The organism is Marinomonas pontica, from assembly GCF_036322735.1.
In the GTDB taxonomy this organism is placed as follows: Bacteria; Pseudomonadota; Gammaproteobacteria; order Pseudomonadales; family Marinomonadaceae; genus Marinomonas; species Marinomonas pontica.
On record NZ_AP027271.1, the window covers coordinates 2,725,394 to 2,747,596 of the forward strand.

Genomic DNA, 22,203 nt, shown 5'->3' on the forward strand with positions numbered 1-22,203 from the left:
AATGCCAATGGGTTCGCTTGAAACACGTCCAATCATCGCCATAACTTCGGGCGAGCCTGCTGGCATTGGCCCAGACATCATATTAAGCGCACTCAGCGAACAGACATTTCCTGCTCGCTTGGTGGTGCTAGCGGACGTAGAGTTGCTCGAAGATCGAGCCAGAGAATTGGGCTTATCGGTCACTATTAGTAAGCTCGAGCAGCCATCAGACGTACCGCCTCATTCCCAAGGACAGATTAATGTCCTGCCAATCCCCAAAGCGAAAAAAACCACTTCTGGCATTTTAGAAGTGGCCAACTCGCCCTACGTGTTAGAAACACTCAAGCGAGCAGGCGAAGGGTGCTTACGTCACGAATTTGACGCTATTGTCACACCACCCGTGCATAAAGGCATCTTATGTGAGACTGGGGTTCATTTTTCAGGTCACACCGAATACTTCCAAGCACAATGCAAGTCGCCGCATGTGGTCATGATGCTAGCCACCGAAGCAATGAAGGTGGCATTAGTGACCACTCACCTACCTCTAAAAGACATTTCTTCGGCCATCACCGAGCACAGCATCAGCCTTGTAGTAAAAGCACTTAATAAAGATCTTCAAGAAAAATTTGGTATTGCACAACCTAAAATTTTAGTCTGTGGGTTAAATCCGCATGCCGGTGAAGACGGTCACCTTGGCCGAGAAGAAATTGACGTTATCATTCCGACTCTCAATAAACTTCGCCAAGAGGGCTTAAACCTAATTGGGCCGCTACCAGCAGACACACTGTTTACACCGAAATACCTAAATGATGCCGACTGCGCCCTTGCTATGTATCACGATCAGGGGCTACCTGTGTTAAAATACTCAGGTTTTGGTAATGCCGTAAATATTACATTAGGCTTACCTATTATTCGGACATCCGTCGACCACGGCACAGCCATTGACTTGGCTGGCACAGGCAAAGCAAATAACGGCAGCCTTAAAGTGGCCATTCAACATGCCATTAACATGGCAAATAACGCGAAAAAGTTTTCTAAATGAGCAAACCACAACCCCATAAAGCCAGAAAAAGATTCGGCCAAAACTTCCTTCATGACCACGGCGTTATTCGTCGTATCGTGGCGTGTATTGGCCCTAAAAAAGGGCAACGCATTGTAGAGATTGGGCCTGGTAAAGGCGCTTTAACCGAAGGCATCATCAGTGTCACTGAGCGCATGGACGTGGTTGAGCTTGACCGTGACCTAATTCCTATTCTAAAAGTGAATTTATTCCGGTTCCCTGACCTTACTGTGCATGAAGCCGACGCCATGAAGTTCGACTTCACTTCGCTGCGCATAGAAGAACAAGCCATTCGTGTTGTTGGTAATTTGCCTTATAACATCTCGACACCGCTTATCTTTCATCTGCTCAGCCAAGCCGATGCGATTGAAGACATGCACTTCATGCTACAAAAAGAAGTGGTTGATCGTTTAGCGGCTCGCCCTGGAGACAGTTTGTACGGCCGATTAAGCGTGATGGCACAATATTACTGTGCGGTTGAATCGCTCTTTATTGTTGGTCCAGAGTCGTTCGACCCAGCCCCCAAAGTGGATTCGGCCATTGTAAGAATGACACCATACCAATCGATTCCATACCCAGTAAATGACATAAAAAAACTGGAAGACATGGTCCGTATTGGCTTCCAGCAGCGCCGAAAAACGCTACGCAACAATTACAAAGGCGTGTTGGACAACGACGACTTCGCGGCATTAGACATTGACCCAACACTTCGCCCAGAACGTCTGGATGTTGAAGATTTTGTGCGAATTACCAATTACGTCATCAACAAGGAAGGATGAATGGAAAAGTATGATGTCGTGGTTTCCGTTCGTACCGAGTATTTGGCAAATCAATCCACACCAGCGGAATCCCGCTATGTGTTTGCTTACCATATCTCCATCACTAACTGTGGAACCGAACCGGCCAAACTTCAAACTCGCCACTGGATAATCACCAATGGCGATGAGCAAATCCAAGAAGTAAAAGGCAGCGGCGTCATTGGCGAATACCCTCACCTAGAACCCGGAGAATCGTTCCATTACACCAGCGGCACCGTAATGGATACCGTTGTCGGGAGCATGCAGGGAAACTACCAATTTATTGCTGATGATGGCACCGAGTTTCAAGCGCCTATTCGCCCCTTCACTCTGTCCGTTCCCAACCAGATTCACTGAGGTTTTCTATGTCGACCTACGTTATTGGCGACTTACAAGGCTGCCTAACCCCTCTTGTACAATTGCTAGAACAAATCCAATATCGTCCAGAACAAGACAAATTGTGGTTTGCGGGTGACTTAATAAACCGTGGCCACGAATCGCTTGAAACACTGCGCTTTATTAAGTCATTAGGGGACAATGCGACCGTCATATTGGGCAATCACGACTTACACTTACTGGCGGTATCTCATGGATTTGGCACACTAAAGCGCGGCGATACACTAACAGAAATTCTCTCGGCCAGAGATCGAGATGAATTAATGGATTGGCTACGCCAACAACCTTTGTGCCATTACGATAAAACACTGAATACTGTTATGACGCACGCCGGCATTCCGCCGTGCTGGAGCCTAGAAGATACGTTGACCTTCGCAAAAGAAGTAGAAACGAAGCTCAAGTCCGACACTGTTGATGAATTTTTTGCCACCATGTATGGTAATACGCCAAATCAATGGGACAACACACTCACGGGGTTAGACCGCCTTCGCGCCATCACCAACTATTTAACGCGAATGCGCTTTTGCGATAAAAACAGCAAGCTCGATTTGAAATCCAAAGAAGGCATCAATACTGCTTCAAAAGGCTATGCGCCTTGGTTTAACTACCCGACCAAGCTCCCTGAAGACTGTCACATTGTTTTTGGACACTGGGCTGCACTGGAAGGCAAAACCCAACAAGATCGTATCCACGCATTGGATACCGGCTGTGTTTGGGGTGGTAGCCTAACCGCATTGCGCCTTGAAGACAGACAACGCTTTAGTACACCTTGCACAATTAACCGGAAGAAATCATGACTTACACTTGTATCGATATTTCAGACGCCCTCCCCATCATAGAAAACAACGCCGCTATTGTAGATATTCGCGATTTGGTTAGCTTTCAAACCAGCCACATGAGCAAAGCGCTCAACCTCACCAATGACAACGTCCAAGACTTCATTGAGAAAACAGACAAACAACAGCCAGTGATTGTGTGCTGTTATCACGGCAATAGCAGCAAAGGCGCGGCTGAATACCTAGCCTCACAAGGGTTCAAAGAAGTGTACTCACTTAATGGCGGCTTCAGTCAGTGGAGCGCCATGTTTCCTGAGCAGTGCGAAACAGGAAATTAACCAAGCATGACAACCCCTTATCAAGTGTATCTTGTTGGTGGCGCAGTACGAGATTCTTTACTGTCACTACCCGTTGTCGACAGAGATTGGGTCGTCACGGGCGCCACACCAGAACAGCTTGAGCAACAAGGCTTTCAGCAAGTTGGCAAACAATTCCCTGTTTTTTTACACCCAAAAAGCAAAGAAGAATACGCGCTTGCCCGCAAAGAAAAAAAACAAGGCGAAGGCTACACAGGCTTCATTTGTGACTTTTCACCCGATATCAGTCTAGAAGAAGACTTAGAACGCCGCGACCTGACCATTAACGCCATTGCGCAAGACCAACATGGCAACCTGATCGACCCTTACCATGGCCAGCAAGACCTGATCAACAGAGTGTTTCGACACGTCTCGGACGCCTTTATAGAAGACCCATTAAGAGTGTTACGAGTGGCTCGTTTTGCCGCTCGTTTTCAAGGGTTCGGCTTTACTATTGCTCCTGAAACACTCGCTCTCATGCAGACCATTAGTGAATCGGGAGAGCTTGCAACACTGAGCGCCGAACGCATTTGGAAAGAATTGGAAAAAGCATTGAACACGCAGCATTCCCATGCCTTTTTCTCTGTATTAAGCGCAGCCAATGCATTGGACAAATTATTCCCTGAACTTGTTTGGAAAGACAGCCAAGCACTTGTCGATACTTTGCAGCACTCAGAATTCACGCCAGCACAACGCTGGGCCATTCTGATCCAACACACGCCACTGGAAGCGCTAACGCAATTACATCAACGTATTCGTTGCTCTAATCAGTTTAAAATTCTGGCCGAACAAACTCGCGGATTTCTAGAAAATCAACGCATTCCAATGGCCGCAGCCGAGTGGGAAAACTGGTTAACGTCAGTGAACGCCATAAAAAAACCTCAACCATTTACACTACTGATTGAGGTTTTATGCCACTTAACACATACCGATATAAAAGACTGGCAAGCGTTACGTGCCACCGCAGCGACCGTAACGGCAACAGCGCTGATAAAGCAAGGTTTGAGTGGCGCGGAACTCGGCTTAGGCCTTAAAGCATCCAGAGCTGAGGCGTTGACTCAATTGGCTCAAGAAGCGTCACCGTTAATACAGTCGCGTCACGCCTAACTAATACGTGACCGCTGATTTTCTATGTATTTTCACACCGACAGCCTGAGCAGAGGCTACCGCGCCAGGCTTACGCAATGTTAATGTCACCGCATTCAACTTGAATTTCCCAATTAACTCGCCCACTAAATGCTCTGCCAATGTCTCAATCAACTCAAACTGACGCTCGGCACAAAACGCTAGGATGTAATTCGAAATGGCCTCGTAATCTAATGTTTTCGCAAGGTCGTCTGTTTCTGCAGGCACACGGTTGTCATGTTCCATTTCCAAATCAAAGACCAAATCTTGCTGTATCTTTTTTTCCCAGTCATAAACACCAATAACGGCCTGAGCCTTTAAGCCCTCGATAAACACCACATCATTCATTATTAAGCTCCCTTCAAAGGTGGCAGTTCAGACAGCGGCCAACGAGCACGAATCGACAAGCTCAACTCGGATGATTGACCATTCAGCAAACGCTGTGCGCCTGCGTAGGCAATCATGGCTCCGTTATCAGTACAAAATTCTGGTCGCGCGTAGAAGACACTGGCTTTGATTTTTTTAAGCTGGCTTTCAAGCTGCTCACGCAAACGCTGATTCGCACTCACGCCGCCGGCGATAATTAACTGCTTCAGACCTTCCGCCTCAAGTGCACGACGACACTTAATGACCAAGGTATCCACCACAGCAGTTTCAAACGCTAACGCGGCGTCCGCTTTAAATTGCTCATCGCATGCGTCGTTGTCCAATGCATCGTGAACCGCCGTTAAAAAGGCGGTTTTCAAACCACTGAAGCTAAAGTCCAAGCCCGGACGATCTGTCATAGGACGAGGGAATTTAAGCCCCGACTTAGGATTACCTTGTTTGGCGAGCGCTGCAATTTGCGGTCCACCAGGGTACGGCAGCCCAATCATTTTGGCTGCTTTGTCAAACGCTTCACCTGCGGCATCGTCAAGTGATTGTCCTAACAGGCGATATTCGCCGATCCCATCGACTCGAACCAACTGAGTGTGGCCACCAGAAACCAGCAAAGCGATAAAAGGCATCGCTGGTTGGGATTCTTCTAACATTGGCGCTAAAAGATGCCCTTCCATGTGATGCACACCCAGCGCGGGAATGCCTAACGCATAAGCTAAAGAACGACCGATCGTAGCGCCAGCCATCAAAGCACCAACCAAACCTGGGCCACTTGTGTAGGCTATCGCATCTAATTCAGACTTTTTCATCCCTGCTTCCTGAAGCACTTCATCAATCAGCGGCAGTGTCTTACGCACATGATCACGGGAAGCAAGCTCTGGCACTACACCACCGTATTCGGCATGCTGCGCAATTTGAGAGTAAATCTTGTGAGCCAAAAGACCATTATCCGTATCGTAAATAGCGATCCCTGTCTCATCGCAAGAAGTTTCTAATCCCAATACTTTCACTTGAATAATCTCAATCAATAATTTAAGCGCATTGTACCCTATCTCCTCTTACCATTGCAGAGTGAAAAAGCATTTCCTAACGCAAGACGGGTGAAAGAAATTAGACATCGAAGATCAAAGCCATTATAATCCGCGCGTTTTAAATGTTTAAATTAAAAGGCAGGTGATTTTTTTCGTTTGGCACATAGCGTCTAATGCAAGCACTTCTTATATTTAGTGCTGCTTATGTAAATGATATGGCGATCCAAACACCCTCTTAAAAAATGAATACAGTTACAGACGCGACCACAGTCTGTTCAGGGTTAGGCTTTATTAGCCTAGAAAAATCCGATCTATACAAGATCACACTCTGTTCAACAAAAGCGCGCTTTGAAAGCCCATTAAATACGGGTATGATTCACGCTGTTTTTGTGAATACTTAAACTTTAAAAAAATATTATTGAAGGTAATAACATGCCAGCTGTAAAAGTAAAAGATAACGAACCATTTGACATCGCTCTACGTCGCTTCAAACGCTCTTGTGAAAAAGCAGGCGTTTTGGCTGAAGTTCGTCGTCGTGAATGCTACGAAAAACCAACAACTCTTCGCAAACGTGCTGCCGCTGCTGCAGTTAAACGTCACGCGAAAAAAGTTTCTCGTGAGCAAAAGAAATTCCAACGTTTGTACTAGGCCAATCTGCCGTTTGGCGATTTGATCAAAACAAATGTTTTGCCTAGACGTTACTAACGTTTAGTCATATAAAAAACGGCTAGTTATTCAACTAGCCGTTTTTTTTGCTTATTTGCCTACCAGAAAGTAAAGAGGATCCTATGTCAGATTTAAAAAAGCACATTTCAGACACACTTAAAACCGCCATGCGTGCGAAAGAGAAACAGCGTGTTACGGTTATCCGTACCATTTTGTCTGAGTGCAAAAAAATCGAAGTTGATGAGCGTATAGAGCTAGATGACGCACGCGTTCTCGCTGTACTTGATAAAATGAACAAGCAGCGTAAAGACTCAAATCAGCAATTTATTGATGGCGGCCGTGAAGATCTAGCCGTAATCGAACAAGAAGAAATGGCAATCATCAGCGAGTTCTTACCAACCCCATTGACGGACGACGAAGTCGGTGAGATTGTAAAAGCCGCAATCGCAGAAACTGGCGCCACGTCAATGCAGCAAATGGGGGCGGTGATGGCCATTGTTAAACCTCAGGTACAAGGCCGTGCCGATATGGCGCAAATCAGCAAACAAGTTAAAGCACAACTAGGCTAATACCATGGCGGGACGCATTCCTGATCAGTTTATAGACGAGCTTTTGGCTCGCACCGACTTAACCGATGTGGTTGCGTCTCGTATTAGCTTGAAAAAAACGGGGCAAAATTACAGCGCCCTCTGTCCTTTCCATAATGAAAAAAGCCCTTCCTTTAGCCTAAATCCAAACAAGCAATTCTATTATTGCTTTGGCTGTGGCGCTGGCGGTAACGCCATTTCATTTGTAATGGAACACGATCACCTCGATTTTGTTGATGCCATAGAGGTGCTAGCCAAAGACGCCGGTATGGAAGTGCCTCGCGAACAAGGTGCACCCGATAGGTACGAACAAAATGCCGAGTTATTAAAGCGTTTATCAGAAAGCTCACAATTTTATCAACAACAGTTAACCCAGCATCCAGACAAGAAAAAAGCCACCGACTATTTGTCCAAAGATCGTGGACTGTCTGGGCAAATAGCGAAAGTATTCGGCTTAGGCTACGCCCCATCTGGCTGGGACAACCTACTTAAAAAAGTAGGTACTCGTGCAGAAAGCCAAGAGCAACTTTTACTTGGCGGGATGTTAATCGAGAAAAAAGACCAACCCGGACACTATTACGACCGCTTTCGTGATCGCATTATCTTCCCCATTCGCGATTCCCGAGGTCGAGTCATAGCCTTTGGCGGGCGCGCCTTTGGAGACGAAAAGCCCAAATACCTAAACTCCCCTGAGACACCAGTTTTCCAAAAAAGCCAAGAGCTCTATGGCTTATTTGAAGCCAAACAAAATACCCCAATACTCGACCAAATCATTGTCGTCGAAGGCTATATGGATGTGATTGTTTTGGCTCAGCATGGCATCACCAATGCCGTTGCCACGCTAGGCACTTCCGTCAACAGCCAACACATACGCAAACTATTCAAACTGGTCAGTAAGGTTGTACTCTGCTTTGATGGCGACAAGGCCGGTCGCTCTGCCGCCATTCGAGGGCTAGAAGCTGCCCTTCCTGTTATGCAGGATGAAAAACAAGTACGCTTTTTATTTTTACCCGAAGGCGAAGACCCAGACTCACTAGTCCGAAAAGAAGGCAAAGAAGCCTTTAACCATCGATTAGAAGATGCCTCTTCTTTGTCACATGTGCTATTTGATCACGCACGCAATCAGGTCACTCTTGGCGATGAAGAAGGTGAAGCTCAATTTGCTCGCAATGCCATGGAAATGATCAGTCAAATCCCAAAAGAACTGACCTTTCGCTCAGTCCTACTTCGCCAACTTAGTGATCAATCAGGCATAGACAGTGAAACCCTTGGAAACACCGTTTTTAAGACCCGACGCCACCAAGTCCCCACACAAGGCCAAGAACCAACACAACAAGCCAACACCCCCTTAGCACAGCACTTTGAAGGCGACATCCCAGACCTAAGTCATTATGACTACGAGCCGCCTCATGACGCGTACGGCGATGCTCAGTACCTTGACTACGCAGCTCCAACCAGTCACACCCAAAATCAAGGCTCGCCCAAAAAACCATTCGGAAAGAAACCCTTTAGCAAAGGTAAATTCTACAATGACGAACCCGCTTTACCGCCTGCCGCACCCAGCCTGAGCAAGATTAAGCAGGCCACATTGTGTCTGCTGTTTCATCCGCACATTGCGAAAGAGATTGATTTGCCTGACCCACTGGTTAATCAAGCCAATGAAGAGCTTCAGATTTTTTGCAAAATATGGAGATATTTTGCAAAACACCCAACCAAAAACACGGGACACTTGCTTGGCGAAACGACAGATACCACCACGATGTCGGCCATTTACGCACTTTTAAACCACCAAGATGCCACAACAAAGCAAAAAATATCCAATGCACAGCAAGAAGTGCTAGACATGATTTCGGCACTTGAGAAAAATTTAGGCTTAAATAGCAGTATTGAACGGTTGAAAAGTCGAGGGAACGAATCCATAAAGGATACTAGCAGCAAGCAAGAACTACGGAATTTGATGGACTTAATTAGACAAAAAAAACGGTAAATACTGCCTACTTTTCATTCAAAAAAGAAAGGATTCGGTGGATAAAAGTGATTGATTTTGTTATAATCCGCGGCTTGCTAAACTCCCAAATGAATTTCTAACGATAGGTTGTCGAATGCCAGACACTCAACAGTCACGTCTCAAAGAGCTGATCTCCAAGGGTAAAGAACAAGGTTACCTAACTTTTTCTGAAGTTAATGACCACCTCCCTGATGACCTTTCAGACCCGGAGCAAGTAGAAGAAATCATTGCCATGATCAACGACATGGGCATCACGGTTTCTGAAGTTGCACCAGATAAAGATAACCTTCTTATGGAAGAAGGTGATGCCACAGATGAGGCCGCTGCAGAAGAAGCAGCAGCAGCATTAGCGGCTGTAGAAGGTGATATCACCCGAACAACTGACCCTGTCCGCATGTACATGCGTGAAATGGGTACGGTTGAGCTACTCACTCGCGCAGGCGAGATTGCGATTGCAAAACGCATCGAAGAAGGTACGCGCGAAGTAATGGCGGCCATTTCCTATTTCCCTGGTGCTGTGGATGTATTGCTAGACGCATACGCAAAAGTACAAGAAGAGGAAGGTCGTCTTAGCGACATTTTTAGCGGTTTCATTGATGGCGATGGCGAAGAGCCTGTTTTCGAAGAAACGGCCACAGAAGAGCCTATTATTGAAGAAGATTCGGTAGACAGTGACGACGATGATGACGACACTGAAACCACTGAAGAAGAAACAGATAATGGCCCAGATCCAGAAGAAACAGCTCTGCGCTTTAATGATATTTCGCGCATCTATGAAGAGCTGAAAGTCTTGCTTGAAAACAGCAATAGACAGGATCCTGCGGTACAGAATAAACAAGAAGAGCTAAGCATCAGTTTTGCACCAATCAAATTGGTTCCTAAGCTGTTTGACGACTTAATTGAGCGCGTACGCTCTCGCATGGAAAAAGTGCGTGAACAAGAACGCCTAATCATGCAAGTCTGTGTACGCAAATCAGGCATGCCACGCACGGAATTCTTAAAACGTTTTCCAAGCAATGAAACCAATGCCGACTGGCTAAAAGAGCAAATCGCCTCTGGTGCTGATTACGCAGCCATGCTTGAAGAAAACGAAGCCGAATTTATGCGCAGCCAGCGCAAGCTTCGTGCCGTAACAAAAGAAACTGGCCTAACGATTGCGGAACTGAAAGAAATCAATCGTCGCATTTCTATTGGTGAGACTCGCGCTCGTCGTGCGAAAAAAGAAATGGTTGAAGCTAACCTTCGTTTGGTTATCTCTATTGCGAAGAAATACACAAACCGTGGCTTACAATTCTTGGACCTTATCCAGGAAGGCAACATCGGTTTGATGAAAGCCGTAGACAAATTTGAATACCGTCGTGGTTATAAGTTCTCGACTTACGCTACGTGGTGGATTCGTCAGGCAATCACTCGTTCGATTGCCGATCAGGCTCGTACAATTCGTATTCCTGTGCACATGATCGAAACGATTAACAAACTTAATCGTATCTCTCGTCAAATGCTGCAGGAAATGGGACGCGAAGCCACGCCAGAAGAATTGGCCGCTCGCATGGACATGCCAGAAGACAAAATTCGTAAAGTATTGAAGATTGCAAAAGAACCAATCTCAATGGAAACCCCTATCGGTGATGATGAAGATTCACACTTAGGCGACTTCATTGAAGACGATGGTGCTGAATCTCCAATTGATATCGCTACGATTGAAGGTTTACGTGAGTCGACTACCATGGTTCTTGCAGGCTTAACCGCTCGTGAAGCTAAGGTATTGCGCATGCGTTTTGGTATCGATATGAACACTGACCACACTCTTGAAGAAGTGGGCAAGCAGTTCGACGTTACTCGTGAACGTATTCGTCAAATCGAAGCGAAAGCCTTGCGGAAGCTACGTCACCCAAGTCGTTCAGAACACCTAAGAAGCTTCTTAGACGAGTAAAACGACCTGTTTACAGAAAAACCGCTGCCTAAGCAGCGGTTTTTTTATGCCTAAAACAGATAAAAAAACTCAATTAGAACAAGCATAAGCAACAAAACTGTCATACACTCTATTTAGAGTATGGAAAAAGACAGTGAGGCATAGCTTGCTTAAAACCATAGTCAAAAAGAAACTCAGCTCAATATTTCCCCTTTTGGTTGGATTTGCATCCGACGAACAACCTTGCTATCACCCCTCAAAACACACAACAACACAATCACATTGCCCGTACAGATCGATTTTCTATTTTCAAAAGACAACTTCATGTTCTTTACAGGAGTAATACTCTATGGAAAAAATCTACGTTCTTGATACCAATGTTCTGTTGCACGACCCATTGGCCATTTATGCGTTTGCCGAACACAAAGTCGTGATTCCCATGACCGTTCTTGAAGAACTTGACGTTATTAAAGACAGGCGAGACAAAGACGTCAGTCGTGAAGCGCGTGTTGCGATCAATACCATTGATAAAATAGTTGGTGACGCCTCTCCCCGAGAGCTACAGGCAGGCGTCCCAATACGCGTTGTTAGTAACGATGTAGACAAAGACCAAAACAAGCGCAGCGAAGGCTCCTTGGCCATTTATCCAGATCAACAAATTACACTTACGGATAACGTGCCTTTTTTGAATGGCAACCATGACCACGCCAACGACAACCGCATCATCAATGTTGGACTTAGCCTACAAGCCATTCACCCTCGCTCTGCAGTCTGCCTAGTAACAAAAGACATCAACATGCGGATCAAAGCCAAAGGATCTGGCCTGGAGCGAGTGGAAGATTACCGCAAAGACCGCGTTCTAGACGACTTGGATTTAATGACCAAGGGCTACATTCAATTTACAGGCAGTTTCTGGTCAACCATTGATAGCGTCAAAACAGAAGCCCATGGCCGACACACGGTCCATGTCATTAACAAAACCCACTTGCCTAATATCTATCTCAATATGTTTGTCATTGATGATGAAGACTTTATTGGCTTTGTGGTCAATACAGATCAAGAGTTTGTTTATTTACTTGATGTAAACAAGCAACATCTAATGAACCAAAACTTTTGGGGCATTCACCCGCGCAACCTAGAACAAGCCATGGCGTTTTATTTATTACGCCATGACAATTCCGACTTAATGGTAATGACAGGACCTGCAGGATCAGGAAAGACCTTACTCGCTCTTGCCTACGGATTACAGGTAACCATGGAAGAGAAGCGCTTTAATAAAATCATTGTCGCTCGATCAACCCCACCAATGGCGGAAGACATTGGCTTTTTACCAGGAACTGAGGAAGAGAAAATGGCACCTTGGTTAGCCGCGTTTGATGACAACTTGGAAATCCTACACGGCGCAGATGAACACTCTTTTAGCAGTATCGATTATGTTAAACAAAAGGCCAACATCCAGTTTAAATCTCTTAACTTCATGCGCGGCCGCTCATTCAACAACGCCCTAATCATTATTGATGAGGCTCAAGGATTAACGCAATTTCAACTTAAATCTATCGTGACACGAGTGGGTAGCAACTCAAAAATTATCGTTTTAGGTAACTTGGCACAGATAGACAATAAGTACATCACCCCACTCACTTCGGGACTCACCTACTTGGTGGAAAAAACAAAATCCTTTAAATACGCCAGTATTATGCATGTTAACGGCATCGAACGAAGCCGACTTGCGGAATTTGCGGAAGAAAACCTATAAAAAACACGCCATTTTAGGCTGGGAAAAGGCAATAAAAAAGGGAAGAACCTACGTTCTTCCCATTTTTTTAACACAATAAGAAAAGGCTTAGCGAGCGACAGACTTCGCCAGCTCGGTAATGTCATCCCATTTTCCAGCACGCACTAAATCGGTTGGCACAATCCAAGAACCCCCTACACAAAGTACATTTGGCAACGCCAAGTACTCACGGAAATTGTCCGCGCCAATTCCGCCAGTCGGACAAAACTTAATCTGCGGCAATGGCCCACCAAACGCCTTCAACGCCTTCACTCCACCATTTACCTCAGCAGGAAAGAATTTAAAACGGTCATAGCCGTATTCCATTCCCAACAAAACATCCGAAATGGTCGCCACTGCTGGCAAATACGGCACATCGTATTCTTTGCCGACTGCTAATAAATCCGCTGTCATACCAGGGCTAATGATAAACTGAGATCCGGCCTCAATCGCTTGAATATATTGCGCACGTGAACACACCGTCCCCGCACCAACAATTGCATCAGGCACTTCTTTACGCAGCGCGGCAATCGCTTCTAGAGCCGCAGGCGTTCGTAATGTCACTTCCAACACAGGCACGCCACCAGCAACAAGTGCTTTGCCCAACGCAACCGCTTGCTCTACATCGTCGACAACAATAACAGGAACCACAGGCGTCGCTGTCATCACTTGTTCAGCTGTATAAGTTTGAGTCATTTCGCTTTCCTTTTATCGGCTTATTTTTCAGTCCAATTGACTTAGTAGTCGTGCCAATTGCGGCCGTCTTTAATAGGCAATGCCATCGATGCGGCCGGCCCCCATGAACCAGATGCGTATTCTTTAGGACGCTCGCTCGTTTGATTCCAAGCAGACATAATACCGTCCACCCATTTCCAAGCGGCCTCCACTTCATCGTAACGCATAAACAAGGTGGCATCGTTGCGCATCACATCCAACAGCAAGCGCTCATAGGCCTCAGGGCTACGCTTATCATTAAATGCTTCCGTTAGACTCAAGTTCAAATCTACCGGTTGCAGATTCATTCCTTCGCTCGCTCCAGGCACTTTATTCATTACCGTTAGAGAGATTTTTTCTTCTGGCTGAAGGCGAATCACCAATTGGTTCCGCTGCAACTGGCGATTACTTTCATCGCTAAAAATGCTGTGAGGAACAGCCTTATATTGAATCACGATTTCAGAATAACGCTGACCCAAACGCTTACCCGTTCTCAGATAAAACGGCACACCAGCCCAACGCCAGTTATCGATATCAGCCCGCAAAGCGACAAACGTTTCTGTTCTTGAATTAGGGTTACTCCCTTCTTCATCAAAATACCCTTTTACATCTTTCCCTTTGATCATGCCTTTTGCGTACTGTCCACGAACGGTTTTTGTGTACGCATTTGCACCAGCAATAGGACGCAATGCTTTTAAGACTTTGATTTTTTCATCTCGAACCGAGTCTGCATCCATACGACCTGGCGGCTCCATCGCTACCAAACACAGCAATTGGATCAAGTGGTTTTGCACCATGTCTCTCATGGCACCAGCGTTGTCGTAATATCCCCAACGCCCTTCAACACCAACGGTTTCTGATACCGTAATTTGCACGTTATCAATGTGTGCGCTGTCCCATAATGGCTCGAACAACGTATTACCAAAACGGATTGCCAACAGGTTTTGAACCGTCTCTTTTCCTAGGTAATGGTCAATACGAAACGCTTGTTGCTCATTAAAGTTCTTCATCACCTCATCGTTAATCGCACGAGAAGACGCCAAATCTCTGCCCAGCGGTTTTTCCAACACCACACGCATACGGTCAGCGTTCAAACCATGCGAGGCCAAAGAAGAACAAATAGAACCAAACAGATCTGGGGACGTGGCCAGATAAAACACAACGTCGCGGTCATCACCACCGACTTGGTGCTCATTTAGTCGAGCAAAGTCGGACTCTTGCTGAGCATCAACCGACACATAACTTAAACGTTGCTTAAAACGCTGCCACGTTTTGTCGTCACCAATACTGGAGGGAACGAATTCATCAAGCGCTGCTCGAATCTTTGTCTGGTACTCTTCAGTGGCAACCTCACGTCTTGAGGCTCCAATAATTCGAGTCGTCGGAGCGAGCAACCCATCCATATCTAAATGGTACAAAGCCGGCAGTAACTTACGCATTGCAAGATCACCACCACCACCAAAAATGACAACATCACAGGCTTTCAAACTGGCCTTCATTCTTTACTCTCCAACTAAATCTAGGCTTTCGACACAAGATGAGACGCATAACATGCGCACCCCATCAGGCCTGGGTATTCAGACATAACAACAAAAGTCGGAATAGGCGAAACAAAATCTTTCATGCGACCTTTGTCTTGCATCGCATCACGGAAACCACTATTTAGAATTTCTTTCAGATAACGAGGAACGATTCCACCTGCGATATAGACACCACCACGGGATTCGACAGACAAGACCAGATCCCCAATTACGCGACCTAAAAACACAAAAAATTGCTCTAACGTCGCCTTGGCAATTGGGTCGTTACCCAATGACAACGCTTCTCCAATCTCAGGAGCTGTCAGGCGCTTTTCAATGCCATTCTGCAAAGCAAGAGCTTCATAAATATTTTCAAGCCCCATACCGGATAACACACGCTCCGCCGACACGCGATGGTGACGAGTGCGAAGGAATTTAAGAATATTATCTTCGACATCATTACAGGCAGAAAGATCGACATGCCCCCCCTCTCCAGGAAGAACAATGTTCGGGCCATTGTCTTGCGGTACAACACAAGCTACCCCAAGACCCGTTCCCGCCCCAATCACCCAACAAGCCCCTTTAGGGTCAATGGTCGATTGTTCGCCGATAACCACCATATCTTGCGGCGTTAAAATTTCTAAACAATGACCGACAGCATCAAAGTCATTTAATAAAGCGACGGCTTTATTGTCTCCAAAATAGGATTCAACTTCAGCTCGTGTGAACTGCCAAGGATTGTTAGAAAAACGAATAACAGGCTGGTTCACAGGACCTGCAATAGCCAATACAACAGCGTCAATATCATCCATATTAACGCTGCAGTTTTTAATGTAATCCGCTGCAGCATCAAAAAAGCTGTCGTATTTTTCACAAGGAAGCACTCTGACTTCGAGAGGCTCATACTGATGAATAGGAACCAATGCAAAACGAGCATTTGTTCCGCCAAGATCGGCGATTAAAGCGTGGGACATAGATGAACCCTATTTAATTTTTTTGAAATTTTACAACAAAATCGAGGTGAAAAATACCGTACCATTGAAAAAACAAGCACAAAAATGTAATAAAATTACATTTTATCTAAGTCTATTTAAGAACTTAAACACCTTTGTAGGCACTAATCTTTTACGGTTATTTTTATAATCATAGAGACGCTCATCCGCCACTTTCAGCAGATGTTTGTAGTTACTTGGCATGTCAGACATAACGCTCGCACCACCGTAACTAATAGTAATAGGTACTAAGTTAGATTTATACCTTAACGGATTAGATTGTAGGTATTCTTGGATGGATTCTGCAATTAATATTGCTTGTTCATAACTTTTTCCGGGCATCACAAACACAAACTCATCACCCGCAAAACGGAATGCCAGCCCTTGCTTATGCACATATTTCAATAAGCGCTTAGCAATATATTCTAGCACCTCGTCACCACAATTGTGCCCCAAGGTGTCATTGATGGATTTAAAGGCATCGCAGTCTATAAAGACCACCGTCAAATCGCGTTCTTGCATTTTTGATCGAGCAAACTCACGGTCCAACATTAATTCTAATTGTCGACGGTTTAATAATCCCGTCAATGGATCGCGAGTAGCAAGATATTCTAGTTTTTCCCTCGCGGTCACATTGCTCAGGCAAATCGAAATTTTGATCGCTAATTGATCCAATAAAAAAGTGTCTTTTGTAGTGGCATCATATCGTGTGCTATCAGAGTCCGCCTGACAAAACAAACCAACCAATTCACCGTCAATCGTTAAGGGCGAAATCGCCACAGAGGAAATAATGTCACGATACACAGCGGGGATAATCTCCCAGCATCGACTTAAATTGGTATTCACCAGAATCGTCTTATTACTCGACTTAATGATATCTATCATGGATCTACGCCGTGTAAATAAGACACGATCACGCAGATCTGGCATTTTTTCTAGACTTTCAATCAGATGGGATAAGGGTGCTTCATTAATCAGATTCACCCACACATAAGGGACATTAAATTGTTTCTGCACCTCTTTCGTGAGCGTAGAAACAAACTGATCACAACGCCCAATCGACAGAATACAGCGCTCTATTTCAAAAAATTTGCGTGCGATTTCTTCATTGTGTCTCACATTGTCGATCAATTCATTGATATCATGCATGCACTATGCCCTACCGCAATATGGTTACGCGGCTTAATAATCTTAATAGAAGACCAGATCCTAAAAATATCATTGATCTATCTACATTATAGTACGATGCTTGAACACTTTGAGCTATAGATTGAACAAAAAATTGCTGAACATTCGTACAAGAAGCCGCTAATTCCCATAACAACGCCTCTTAATTAATTGCCTGTTTTCTTTAAGAAAAAGCACGCTATGCCGATAACTTATTGTAGATGATTCAGTAGGCATAGAAATGAACATAAGAGAAATCGTTGAAACACAGATAACCCAAAGCAGCAAAGCGGGCAGTCCGGTATCTGGCAACGCACATTTCGCCTTGCTAATGAGTCTGTTCAATCAACCCGGCCCATCCATAATGGATGCACCTGATACCTTAAGCCAACATCCCCCGCATGCGGTCACGCGACCAATGCAGTTTTCTCACCATATTGGAGAAAACCCGATAGCCAACATTGCTTTACTAAAAGCCCTCAGCGCAGAACCATTGGCAGAAGGCCCTGCCTACCAATACGATCCAGTGGAAAGCTTAGAACGTCAAATCAACATCAAAATTTAACCCGCGGCTGTCAAAGGCAATGCACATCGTTCAAACAAGGCACTCCAATATCCAGCATGCTGCTGAGACGCCCGTTGATATTCCTGCCAAACACTCTTATCAGACTCAAAATCAAGCTGCCCAAGGAAACGATCAAGTGGCTCTGTATGAGGCGAACTCAGGGAAACAAGGCGAGTCAGAAGTGGCAAAACTTGGTAAGCACTCTGATTGATACGCCCCATATACGGTTGTATCTGCTGAACATAATGGCGTTCAAACTGTTGCTTGAGGAAAACAATTGGAGCACCACATACCTCATCACCTTGGTGTGCGATCACGCCCGATACACTCTTTAGATATTCGGTCAGCTGCATGAGTGAATACAACAATCGACCCGCGTATTCACTGTCCATTAGTATTTTAAGATCCCCTTCAAAAATAACGGATTCAACCTTTGGTAGATTTGAAAGCTGCTCTCCTATTACGACCAATCGCCCTAAGGCATCCAATAATTCCTGTTGCTCCGCCGTCGAATAATTCAAGGGAACAAATCCATTAGATAAACTGAAAAAGGCCTCACTTTCCTTGCCATTGAACAGTGCATTCCCAAACGCCTTAGGCAATTCCCGACGCTTTTGTTGCGCAACACTTCTAAGTGTCGCGGATAACTCTGACTCTTTAAGGTCGCAAGACTCAATGGCTCGAATAATATCCAACTCATACAAGAATCGCTGGCTGTCAGTCATCACCTTACCTAGTATGCTATTTTTTCTTCCTGCAATAACCCCCACATCACACTGCTGAAGTGACAAAAAATCTAATAGCCCTATATCAAACTTAGTCAGAGGCTGCTGTCGAAAACGAAAGGAAGGGAGACTTTCTGGCATCACTGTTGCAAGCGCTATTAAAGAGAAATACTGAGAGCGGTTTAAATCTGCAACATATTGAGACAAAAGAGCGTCCACTTTAAAACGCGTGTCACACCCACTCACTCCAGCGAGTATAATGCTGCATAACAATAGCATTCGAAAAAGATAAGGCTTTATCAACATGAACAAATTACTCATCCAAAAACGTGAAGAAATCTCGGAAACGCGCGTGGCTAAAATGGTTTTCCCTGCCACAACGAACCATTATGACACCCTGTTTGGTGGCATCGCACTACAGTGGATGGATGAAGTGGCCTACATCGCTGCAACGCGCTTTTCGAGAAAGACCATGGTGACAATATCAACGGAACAAGTGGACTTCAAACACCCGATTCCCTCTGGGATCTTGGTTGAACTCATTGCTCGCGTTGTGCATGTTGGAAGAACATCACTTAAAGTGGAAGTGTCGATTTTTCTCGAACAGTTGGACAGCGACAAACGCACAAAAGCAGTGACTGGGCATTTCAATTTTGTGGCCGTCGATAGCAACAAAAAACCAACCCCTATTTTTGATGAAGAAACCAGCGCCTGATGAAGCAATGAGAAGGGGTTGCACCTGCACCCCCTTCTCATAAAGTCATGCTACTGAGCGCGACGTTTGGCGATTTCAGCGGCCAACTCATCAAAGCTTTTTTCAGACTCTAGTTTCTGAAATAAAGCCGCTTCGTTTCTCATAGACGTTCTTAAAATACTCTCAGCCACGCCTTCAGCTTGAGCAGGATCCAACCCCACTAATACAACCAAACCACCAGACGGTGTCGGCATCTGACGAACGACTTTAGAACCAATCAGTTTTTGTTCTGTAACCTGCTTGCTGACAACACTATTCACTCGGTCAACCGTTTCTGCATCGCCCGCCCCTGTTGTCTCAACGTATTGTTTCACCATGTTTTGCAAATCAACACTCAACACCTGAGCCAATTCAACACGCGCCGCTGTCGCAGCCATTTGTTTCATGTAATTCGGGCCAGCAGCAGATTTTTCACTGTAACCTACCGCAGACAATTCGACCCCTTCCACAGGGGCACCACATACCCAAGCTGGAGCAGCCTGATTGGAACCATCTGCAAATACGCAGTCAGGGATCGCCGCAACCGGTGTGTTAATCACATCTTTGCTGCATGCGGCCAACACCAAGCTTGCCACCACTACACTTGCTACTTTAAACATCATGTTTTTCCTTTATACAAACACAGAAGACACGTAAAAATGCACAAATCACATTATTTATAATGCTTTTATTTTAGTCCATTCATTTGTTTAAAAACAAAAAAAGGCGCTAATAATTAGCGCCTTTCCTGCAACTTTAACCGATATTACTCAGTGTAAGCCGCTTTTTCTTCTTCTGTTACGTCTTTCATAGACAGTTTAATACGACCACGCGCATCAACATCTAGTACTTTAACGATAACGTCTTGTCCTTCAGACAAGAAATCAGACACCGCACGAATACGCTCTTCAGCGATTTGTGAAATGTGAACCAAGCCATCTTTGCCAGGCAAGATATTTACGAATGCACCAAATTCAGCCAAACGAACCACTTTACCTTTGTAAAGTTTGTCCACTTCTGCTTCTGCTGTGATTTCATGAATCTTCAACAAAGCTGCATCAGAAGACGCTTTATCAGCCGCATAAATACGAACAGTACCGTCGTCATCTAGATCGATAGACGCACCCGTTTGCTCAGTGATAGAACGAATTGTCGCACCACCTTTACCGATAACGTCACGAATTTTCTCAGGATCAATTTTGATCGTTGCCATAGAAGGCGCATTTGGAGAAACTTCTGGACGAGCGTAACCGATAACTTTCGCCATTTCACGAAGGATATGAGTACGAGCTTCAAGCGCTTGGCTCAAAGCGATGTCCATAATTTCTTCGTTGATACCTTCGATCTTGATGTCCATTTGAAGCGCAGTGATACCTTCAGCCGTACCCGCCACTTTAAAGTCCATGTCGCCAAGGTGATCTTCGTCACCCAAGATATCAGTCAATACCGCAAAGCCGTCGTCTTCTTTGATAAGACCCATTGCGATACCCGCAACTGGTGCTTTAAGAGGAACACCGGCATCCATCATAGACAAAGACGCACCACATACCGACGCCATTGAGCTTGAACCGTTAGATTCAGTGATCTCAGACACGATACGGATTGTGTATGGGAATTCATCTTCAGAAGGCAATACCGCTTGAACACCACGACGAGCTAGACGACCGTGACCAATTTCACGACGACCAACACCACCCATACGTCCACACTCACCGACAGAGTAAGGAGGGAAGTTGTAATGAAGCATGAAGCTGTCTTTGCTTTCGCCAGTCAGACCATCGGTCATTTGTGAATCGCGGCTCGTGCCTAGAGTACAAGTTGCAATCGCCTGAGTTTCACCACGAGTGAACAAAGCAGAACCGTGAGTTTTGCTTAACAAACCCACCTCTACGTCAATTGGACGAACTGTTTTGTTGTCACGACCATCAATACGCGGCTTGCCATCAATAACACGACGACGAACGATGCGTTTTTCAAGTTTAGAAAACGCACCAGTAACATCCGCTTCTGAGAACTCGCCTTCTTCAGTAACCAGTGCAGCAACTGCAGCATCACGAACAACACCTAGCTGAGCGTAACGAGCCATTTTTTCACTGATTCCGTACGCTTCTTCGATTTGAGCTGCGTAACCAGACTGTAGAGCGTCCGTCAAAGAAACGTTTGCCGCTTCTGCTTCCCAATCCCAACGAGGCTTAGCGCACTCCGCTGCGAATTCAGTAATAGCAGAAATCGCTGTTTGCATTTCTTTGTGAGCGTAAAGAACAGCGCCTAGCATTTCGTCCTCTGTAAGCTCTTGCGCTTCAGATTCAACCATCAGTACTGCGTCTTTCGTGCCCGCTACCACCATGTCTAGCAAAGAGCCGTCTAGGTCAGAGTAGCTTGGGTTAAGAACGTAACCAGACTCGTCGTTAAAACCAACACGAGCCGCACCGATAGGGCCATTGAATGGGATACCAGAAATAGTCAATGCTGCAGATGTCGCCAACATAGCCGCAATGTCTGCGTCTAGGTTTGTGTTAGTAGACATTACTGTACAAACAACCTGAACTTCGTTCATGAATCCTTTAGGAAACAACGGACGAATTGGACGGTCGATCAAACGAGAAGTCAGTGTTTCTTTTTCAGAAGGGCGACCTTCACGCTTTAGGAAACCACCTGGAATTTTACCAACTGCGTATGCACGCTCTTGATAATGAACAGATAATGGGAAGAAGTCTTGACCTGCTTTAGCAGATTTAGCGCCTACAACAGTAGCAAGTACTTGTGCATCACCAATTGTACAAAGAACAGCACCCGTTGCTTGACGAGCAATGCGGCCTGTTTCTAGTGTTACGGTATCGTTACCGAACTGGAAAGTTTTTGTCGTAATACTCACACGTATTCCTTTTATTAAAAAAATTTCTTCTCCCAAAGACCTCTTTTTAAGCCAGTACTCATATGAA

Annotated in this window: 22 protein-coding genes; 13 read left to right on the forward strand and 9 right to left on the reverse strand. The window is 45.3% G+C overall.

Annotated features, from left to right (window positions below; all coding sequences use genetic code 11):
- Position 1 precedes the first annotated feature (1 nt).
- The 6 genes from pdxA to AABA11_RS12880 are packed head-to-tail and all read left to right on the forward strand — an operon-like array spanning position 2 to position 4,471.
- Complete coding sequence (gene pdxA, locus AABA11_RS12855; protein ID WP_338268528.1) at positions 2–1,021, forward strand: 4-hydroxythreonine-4-phosphate dehydrogenase PdxA; 1,020 nt, start codon at positions 2–4, stop codon at positions 1,019–1,021.
- Positions 1,018–1,818: a 16S rRNA (adenine(1518)-N(6)/adenine(1519)-N(6))-dimethyltransferase RsmA gene (rsmA, locus tag AABA11_RS12860; protein WP_338268530.1), complete on the forward strand. Its 801-nt coding sequence runs from the start codon at positions 1,018–1,020 to the stop codon at positions 1,816–1,818. The genes pdxA and rsmA overlap by 4 nt, the downstream gene beginning before the upstream one ends.
- The gene (gene apaG / locus AABA11_RS12865; RefSeq protein WP_338268532.1) at positions 1,819–2,193 is read left to right on the forward strand and encodes a Co2+/Mg2+ efflux protein ApaG; all 375 of its coding nucleotides are present in this window, start codon (positions 1,819–1,821) and stop codon (positions 2,191–2,193) included.
- 8 nt (positions 2,194–2,201) lie between these two features.
- A complete protein-coding gene (locus AABA11_RS12870) occupies positions 2,202–3,029 on the forward strand; it encodes a symmetrical bis(5'-nucleosyl)-tetraphosphatase (protein ID WP_338268534.1) in 828 nt (275 codons plus the stop codon).
- Positions 3,026–3,346 (forward strand): thiosulfate sulfurtransferase GlpE, encoded by a 321-nt coding sequence (glpE, locus tag AABA11_RS12875; protein WP_265729895.1) that lies wholly within the window; start codon positions 3,026–3,028, stop codon positions 3,344–3,346. Before AABA11_RS12870 ends, glpE begins: the two co-directional genes overlap by 4 nt.
- Before the next feature lie 6 nt (positions 3,347–3,352).
- A complete protein-coding gene (locus AABA11_RS12880) occupies positions 3,353–4,471 on the forward strand; it encodes a tRNA nucleotidyltransferase/poly(A) polymerase-related protein (protein WP_338268536.1) in 1,119 nt (372 codons plus the stop codon).
- On the opposite strand, the gene folB is transcribed toward AABA11_RS12880, so the two are convergent.
- Both folB and tsaD read right to left on the reverse strand, forming a co-directional pair.
- Positions 4,472–4,837 carry a dihydroneopterin aldolase gene (gene folB, locus AABA11_RS12885; protein WP_338268537.1) on the reverse strand — a complete coding sequence of 122 codons (366 nt, stop codon included), beginning with the start codon at positions 4,835–4,837 and terminating at the stop codon, positions 4,472–4,474.
- A gap of 2 nt (positions 4,838–4,839) precedes the next feature.
- Positions 4,840–5,877, reverse strand: a complete 1,038-nt coding sequence (gene tsaD, locus AABA11_RS12890; RefSeq protein ID WP_338269686.1) for a tRNA (adenosine(37)-N6)-threonylcarbamoyltransferase complex transferase subunit TsaD — start codon at positions 5,875–5,877, stop codon at positions 4,840–4,842.
- Positions 5,878–6,330: 453 nt separating this feature from the next.
- On the opposite strand from tsaD, the gene rpsU reads away from it, so the two are divergent.
- The 5 genes from rpsU (at position 6,331) to AABA11_RS12915 (ending at position 12,827) form a co-directional block, all read left to right on the forward strand.
- A complete protein-coding gene (gene rpsU, locus AABA11_RS12895) occupies positions 6,331–6,546 on the forward strand; it encodes a 30S ribosomal protein S21 (RefSeq protein ID WP_009835737.1) in 216 nt (71 codons plus the stop codon).
- A 140-nt stretch (positions 6,547–6,686) separates the two neighbouring features.
- Complete coding sequence (locus AABA11_RS12900; protein WP_265729893.1) at positions 6,687–7,133, forward strand: GatB/YqeY domain-containing protein; 447 nt, start codon at positions 6,687–6,689, stop codon at positions 7,131–7,133.
- A 4-nt stretch (positions 7,134–7,137) separates the two neighbouring features.
- Positions 7,138–9,138 carry a DNA primase gene (gene dnaG, locus AABA11_RS12905; protein WP_338268548.1) on the forward strand — a complete coding sequence of 667 codons (2,001 nt, stop codon included), beginning with the start codon at positions 7,138–7,140 and terminating at the stop codon, positions 9,136–9,138.
- A gap of 115 nt (positions 9,139–9,253) precedes the next feature.
- Positions 9,254–11,092 carry an RNA polymerase sigma factor RpoD gene (rpoD, locus tag AABA11_RS12910; protein WP_265729891.1) on the forward strand — a complete coding sequence of 613 codons (1,839 nt, stop codon included), beginning with the start codon at positions 9,254–9,256 and terminating at the stop codon, positions 11,090–11,092.
- A 328-nt stretch (positions 11,093–11,420) separates the two neighbouring features.
- A complete protein-coding gene (locus AABA11_RS12915) occupies positions 11,421–12,827 on the forward strand; it encodes a PhoH family protein (RefSeq protein WP_338268550.1) in 1,407 nt (468 codons plus the stop codon).
- Between the two features lie 87 nt (positions 12,828–12,914).
- Here the strand turns inward: AABA11_RS12915 and AABA11_RS12920 are convergent, their stop codons facing one another.
- The 4 genes from AABA11_RS12920 to AABA11_RS12935 all read right to left on the reverse strand — a co-directional run bounded on the left by AABA11_RS12920 (position 12,915) and on the right by AABA11_RS12935 (position 17,220).
- On the reverse strand, positions 12,915–13,541 hold the full coding sequence (locus tag AABA11_RS12920) for a bifunctional 4-hydroxy-2-oxoglutarate aldolase/2-dehydro-3-deoxy-phosphogluconate aldolase (protein WP_338268552.1): 627 nt from the start codon (positions 13,539–13,541) through the stop codon (positions 12,915–12,917).
- 41 nt (positions 13,542–13,582) lie between these two features.
- Positions 13,583–15,058, reverse strand: coding sequence for a glucose-6-phosphate dehydrogenase (gene zwf / locus AABA11_RS12925; protein ID WP_265729888.1), 1,476 nt, complete (start codon positions 15,056–15,058; stop codon positions 13,583–13,585).
- A 20-nt stretch (positions 15,059–15,078) separates the two neighbouring features.
- Complete coding sequence (glk, locus tag AABA11_RS12930) at positions 15,079–16,053, reverse strand: glucokinase (protein WP_338268555.1); 975 nt, start codon at positions 16,051–16,053, stop codon at positions 15,079–15,081.
- 102 nt (positions 16,054–16,155) lie between these two features.
- Positions 16,156–17,220 (reverse strand): GGDEF domain-containing protein, encoded by a 1,065-nt coding sequence (locus tag AABA11_RS12935; RefSeq protein ID WP_265729887.1) that lies wholly within the window; start codon positions 17,218–17,220, stop codon positions 16,156–16,158.
- A gap of 259 nt (positions 17,221–17,479) precedes the next feature.
- Between AABA11_RS12935 and AABA11_RS12940 the strand changes: the two genes are divergently transcribed.
- Positions 17,480–17,803 carry a hypothetical protein gene (locus AABA11_RS12940; RefSeq protein ID WP_338268558.1) on the forward strand — a complete coding sequence of 108 codons (324 nt, stop codon included), beginning with the start codon at positions 17,480–17,482 and terminating at the stop codon, positions 17,801–17,803.
- Here AABA11_RS12940 and AABA11_RS12945 read toward each other — a convergent pair.
- Positions 17,800–18,735 carry a DUF3080 family protein gene (locus tag AABA11_RS12945; RefSeq protein WP_338268560.1) on the reverse strand — a complete coding sequence of 312 codons (936 nt, stop codon included), beginning with the start codon at positions 18,733–18,735 and terminating at the stop codon, positions 17,800–17,802. The two genes, AABA11_RS12940 and AABA11_RS12945, sit on opposite strands and share 4 nt — an antisense overlap.
- A gap of 97 nt (positions 18,736–18,832) precedes the next feature.
- Between AABA11_RS12945 and AABA11_RS12950 the strand changes: the two genes are divergently transcribed.
- Complete coding sequence (locus AABA11_RS12950; RefSeq protein ID WP_338268562.1) at positions 18,833–19,243, forward strand: acyl-CoA thioesterase; 411 nt, start codon at positions 18,833–18,835, stop codon at positions 19,241–19,243.
- Positions 19,244–19,293: 50 nt separating this feature from the next.
- Here the strand turns inward: AABA11_RS12950 and AABA11_RS12955 are convergent, their stop codons facing one another.
- Together AABA11_RS12955 and pnp are read right to left on the reverse strand one after the other, a co-directional pair.
- Positions 19,294–19,884 carry an LPP20 family lipoprotein gene (locus AABA11_RS12955; RefSeq protein WP_338268564.1) on the reverse strand — a complete coding sequence of 197 codons (591 nt, stop codon included), beginning with the start codon at positions 19,882–19,884 and terminating at the stop codon, positions 19,294–19,296.
- 143 nt (positions 19,885–20,027) lie between these two features.
- Positions 20,028–22,136 (reverse strand): polyribonucleotide nucleotidyltransferase, encoded by a 2,109-nt coding sequence (gene pnp / locus AABA11_RS12960; protein WP_265729882.1) that lies wholly within the window; start codon positions 22,134–22,136, stop codon positions 20,028–20,030.
- Between the last annotated feature and the right edge of the window lie 67 nt (positions 22,137–22,203).

Coding starts and splice junctions, on each gene's coding strand:
- pdxA (WP_338268528.1), top strand. CDS start 2: ATGCCAATGGGTTCGCTTGAAACACGTCCAATCATCGCCATAACTTCG.
- rsmA (WP_338268530.1), top strand. CDS start 1,018: ATGAGCAAACCACAACCCCATAAAGCCAGAAAAAGATTCGGCCAAAAC.
- apaG (WP_338268532.1), top strand. CDS start 1,819: ATGGAAAAGTATGATGTCGTGGTTTCCGTTCGTACCGAGTATTTGGCA.
- AABA11_RS12870 (WP_338268534.1), top strand. CDS start 2,202: ATGTCGACCTACGTTATTGGCGACTTACAAGGCTGCCTAACCCCTCTT.
- glpE (WP_265729895.1), top strand. CDS start 3,026: ATGACTTACACTTGTATCGATATTTCAGACGCCCTCCCCATCATAGAA.
- AABA11_RS12880 (WP_338268536.1), top strand. CDS start 3,353: ATGACAACCCCTTATCAAGTGTATCTTGTTGGTGGCGCAGTACGAGAT.
- folB (WP_338268537.1), bottom strand. CDS start 4,837: ATGAATGATGTGGTGTTTATCGAGGGCTTAAAGGCTCAGGCCGTTATT.
- rpsU (WP_009835737.1), top strand. CDS start 6,331: ATGCCAGCTGTAAAAGTAAAAGATAACGAACCATTTGACATCGCTCTA.
- AABA11_RS12900 (WP_265729893.1), top strand. CDS start 6,687: ATGTCAGATTTAAAAAAGCACATTTCAGACACACTTAAAACCGCCATG.
- dnaG (WP_338268548.1), top strand. CDS start 7,138: ATGGCGGGACGCATTCCTGATCAGTTTATAGACGAGCTTTTGGCTCGC.
- rpoD (WP_265729891.1), top strand. CDS start 9,254: ATGCCAGACACTCAACAGTCACGTCTCAAAGAGCTGATCTCCAAGGGT.
- AABA11_RS12915 (WP_338268550.1), top strand. CDS start 11,421: ATGGAAAAAATCTACGTTCTTGATACCAATGTTCTGTTGCACGACCCA.
- AABA11_RS12920 (WP_338268552.1), bottom strand. CDS start 13,541: ATGACTCAAACTTATACAGCTGAACAAGTGATGACAGCGACGCCTGTG.
- zwf (WP_265729888.1), bottom strand. CDS start 15,058: ATGAAGGCCAGTTTGAAAGCCTGTGATGTTGTCATTTTTGGTGGTGGT.
- glk (WP_338268555.1), bottom strand. CDS start 16,053: ATGTCCCACGCTTTAATCGCCGATCTTGGCGGAACAAATGCTCGTTTT.
- AABA11_RS12935 (WP_265729887.1), bottom strand. CDS start 17,220: ATGCATGATATCAATGAATTGATCGACAATGTGAGACACAATGAAGAA.
- AABA11_RS12940 (WP_338268558.1), top strand. CDS start 17,480: ATGAACATAAGAGAAATCGTTGAAACACAGATAACCCAAAGCAGCAAA.
- AABA11_RS12950 (WP_338268562.1), top strand. CDS start 18,833: ATGAACAAATTACTCATCCAAAAACGTGAAGAAATCTCGGAAACGCGC.
- AABA11_RS12955 (WP_338268564.1), bottom strand. CDS start 19,884: ATGATGTTTAAAGTAGCAAGTGTAGTGGTGGCAAGCTTGGTGTTGGCC.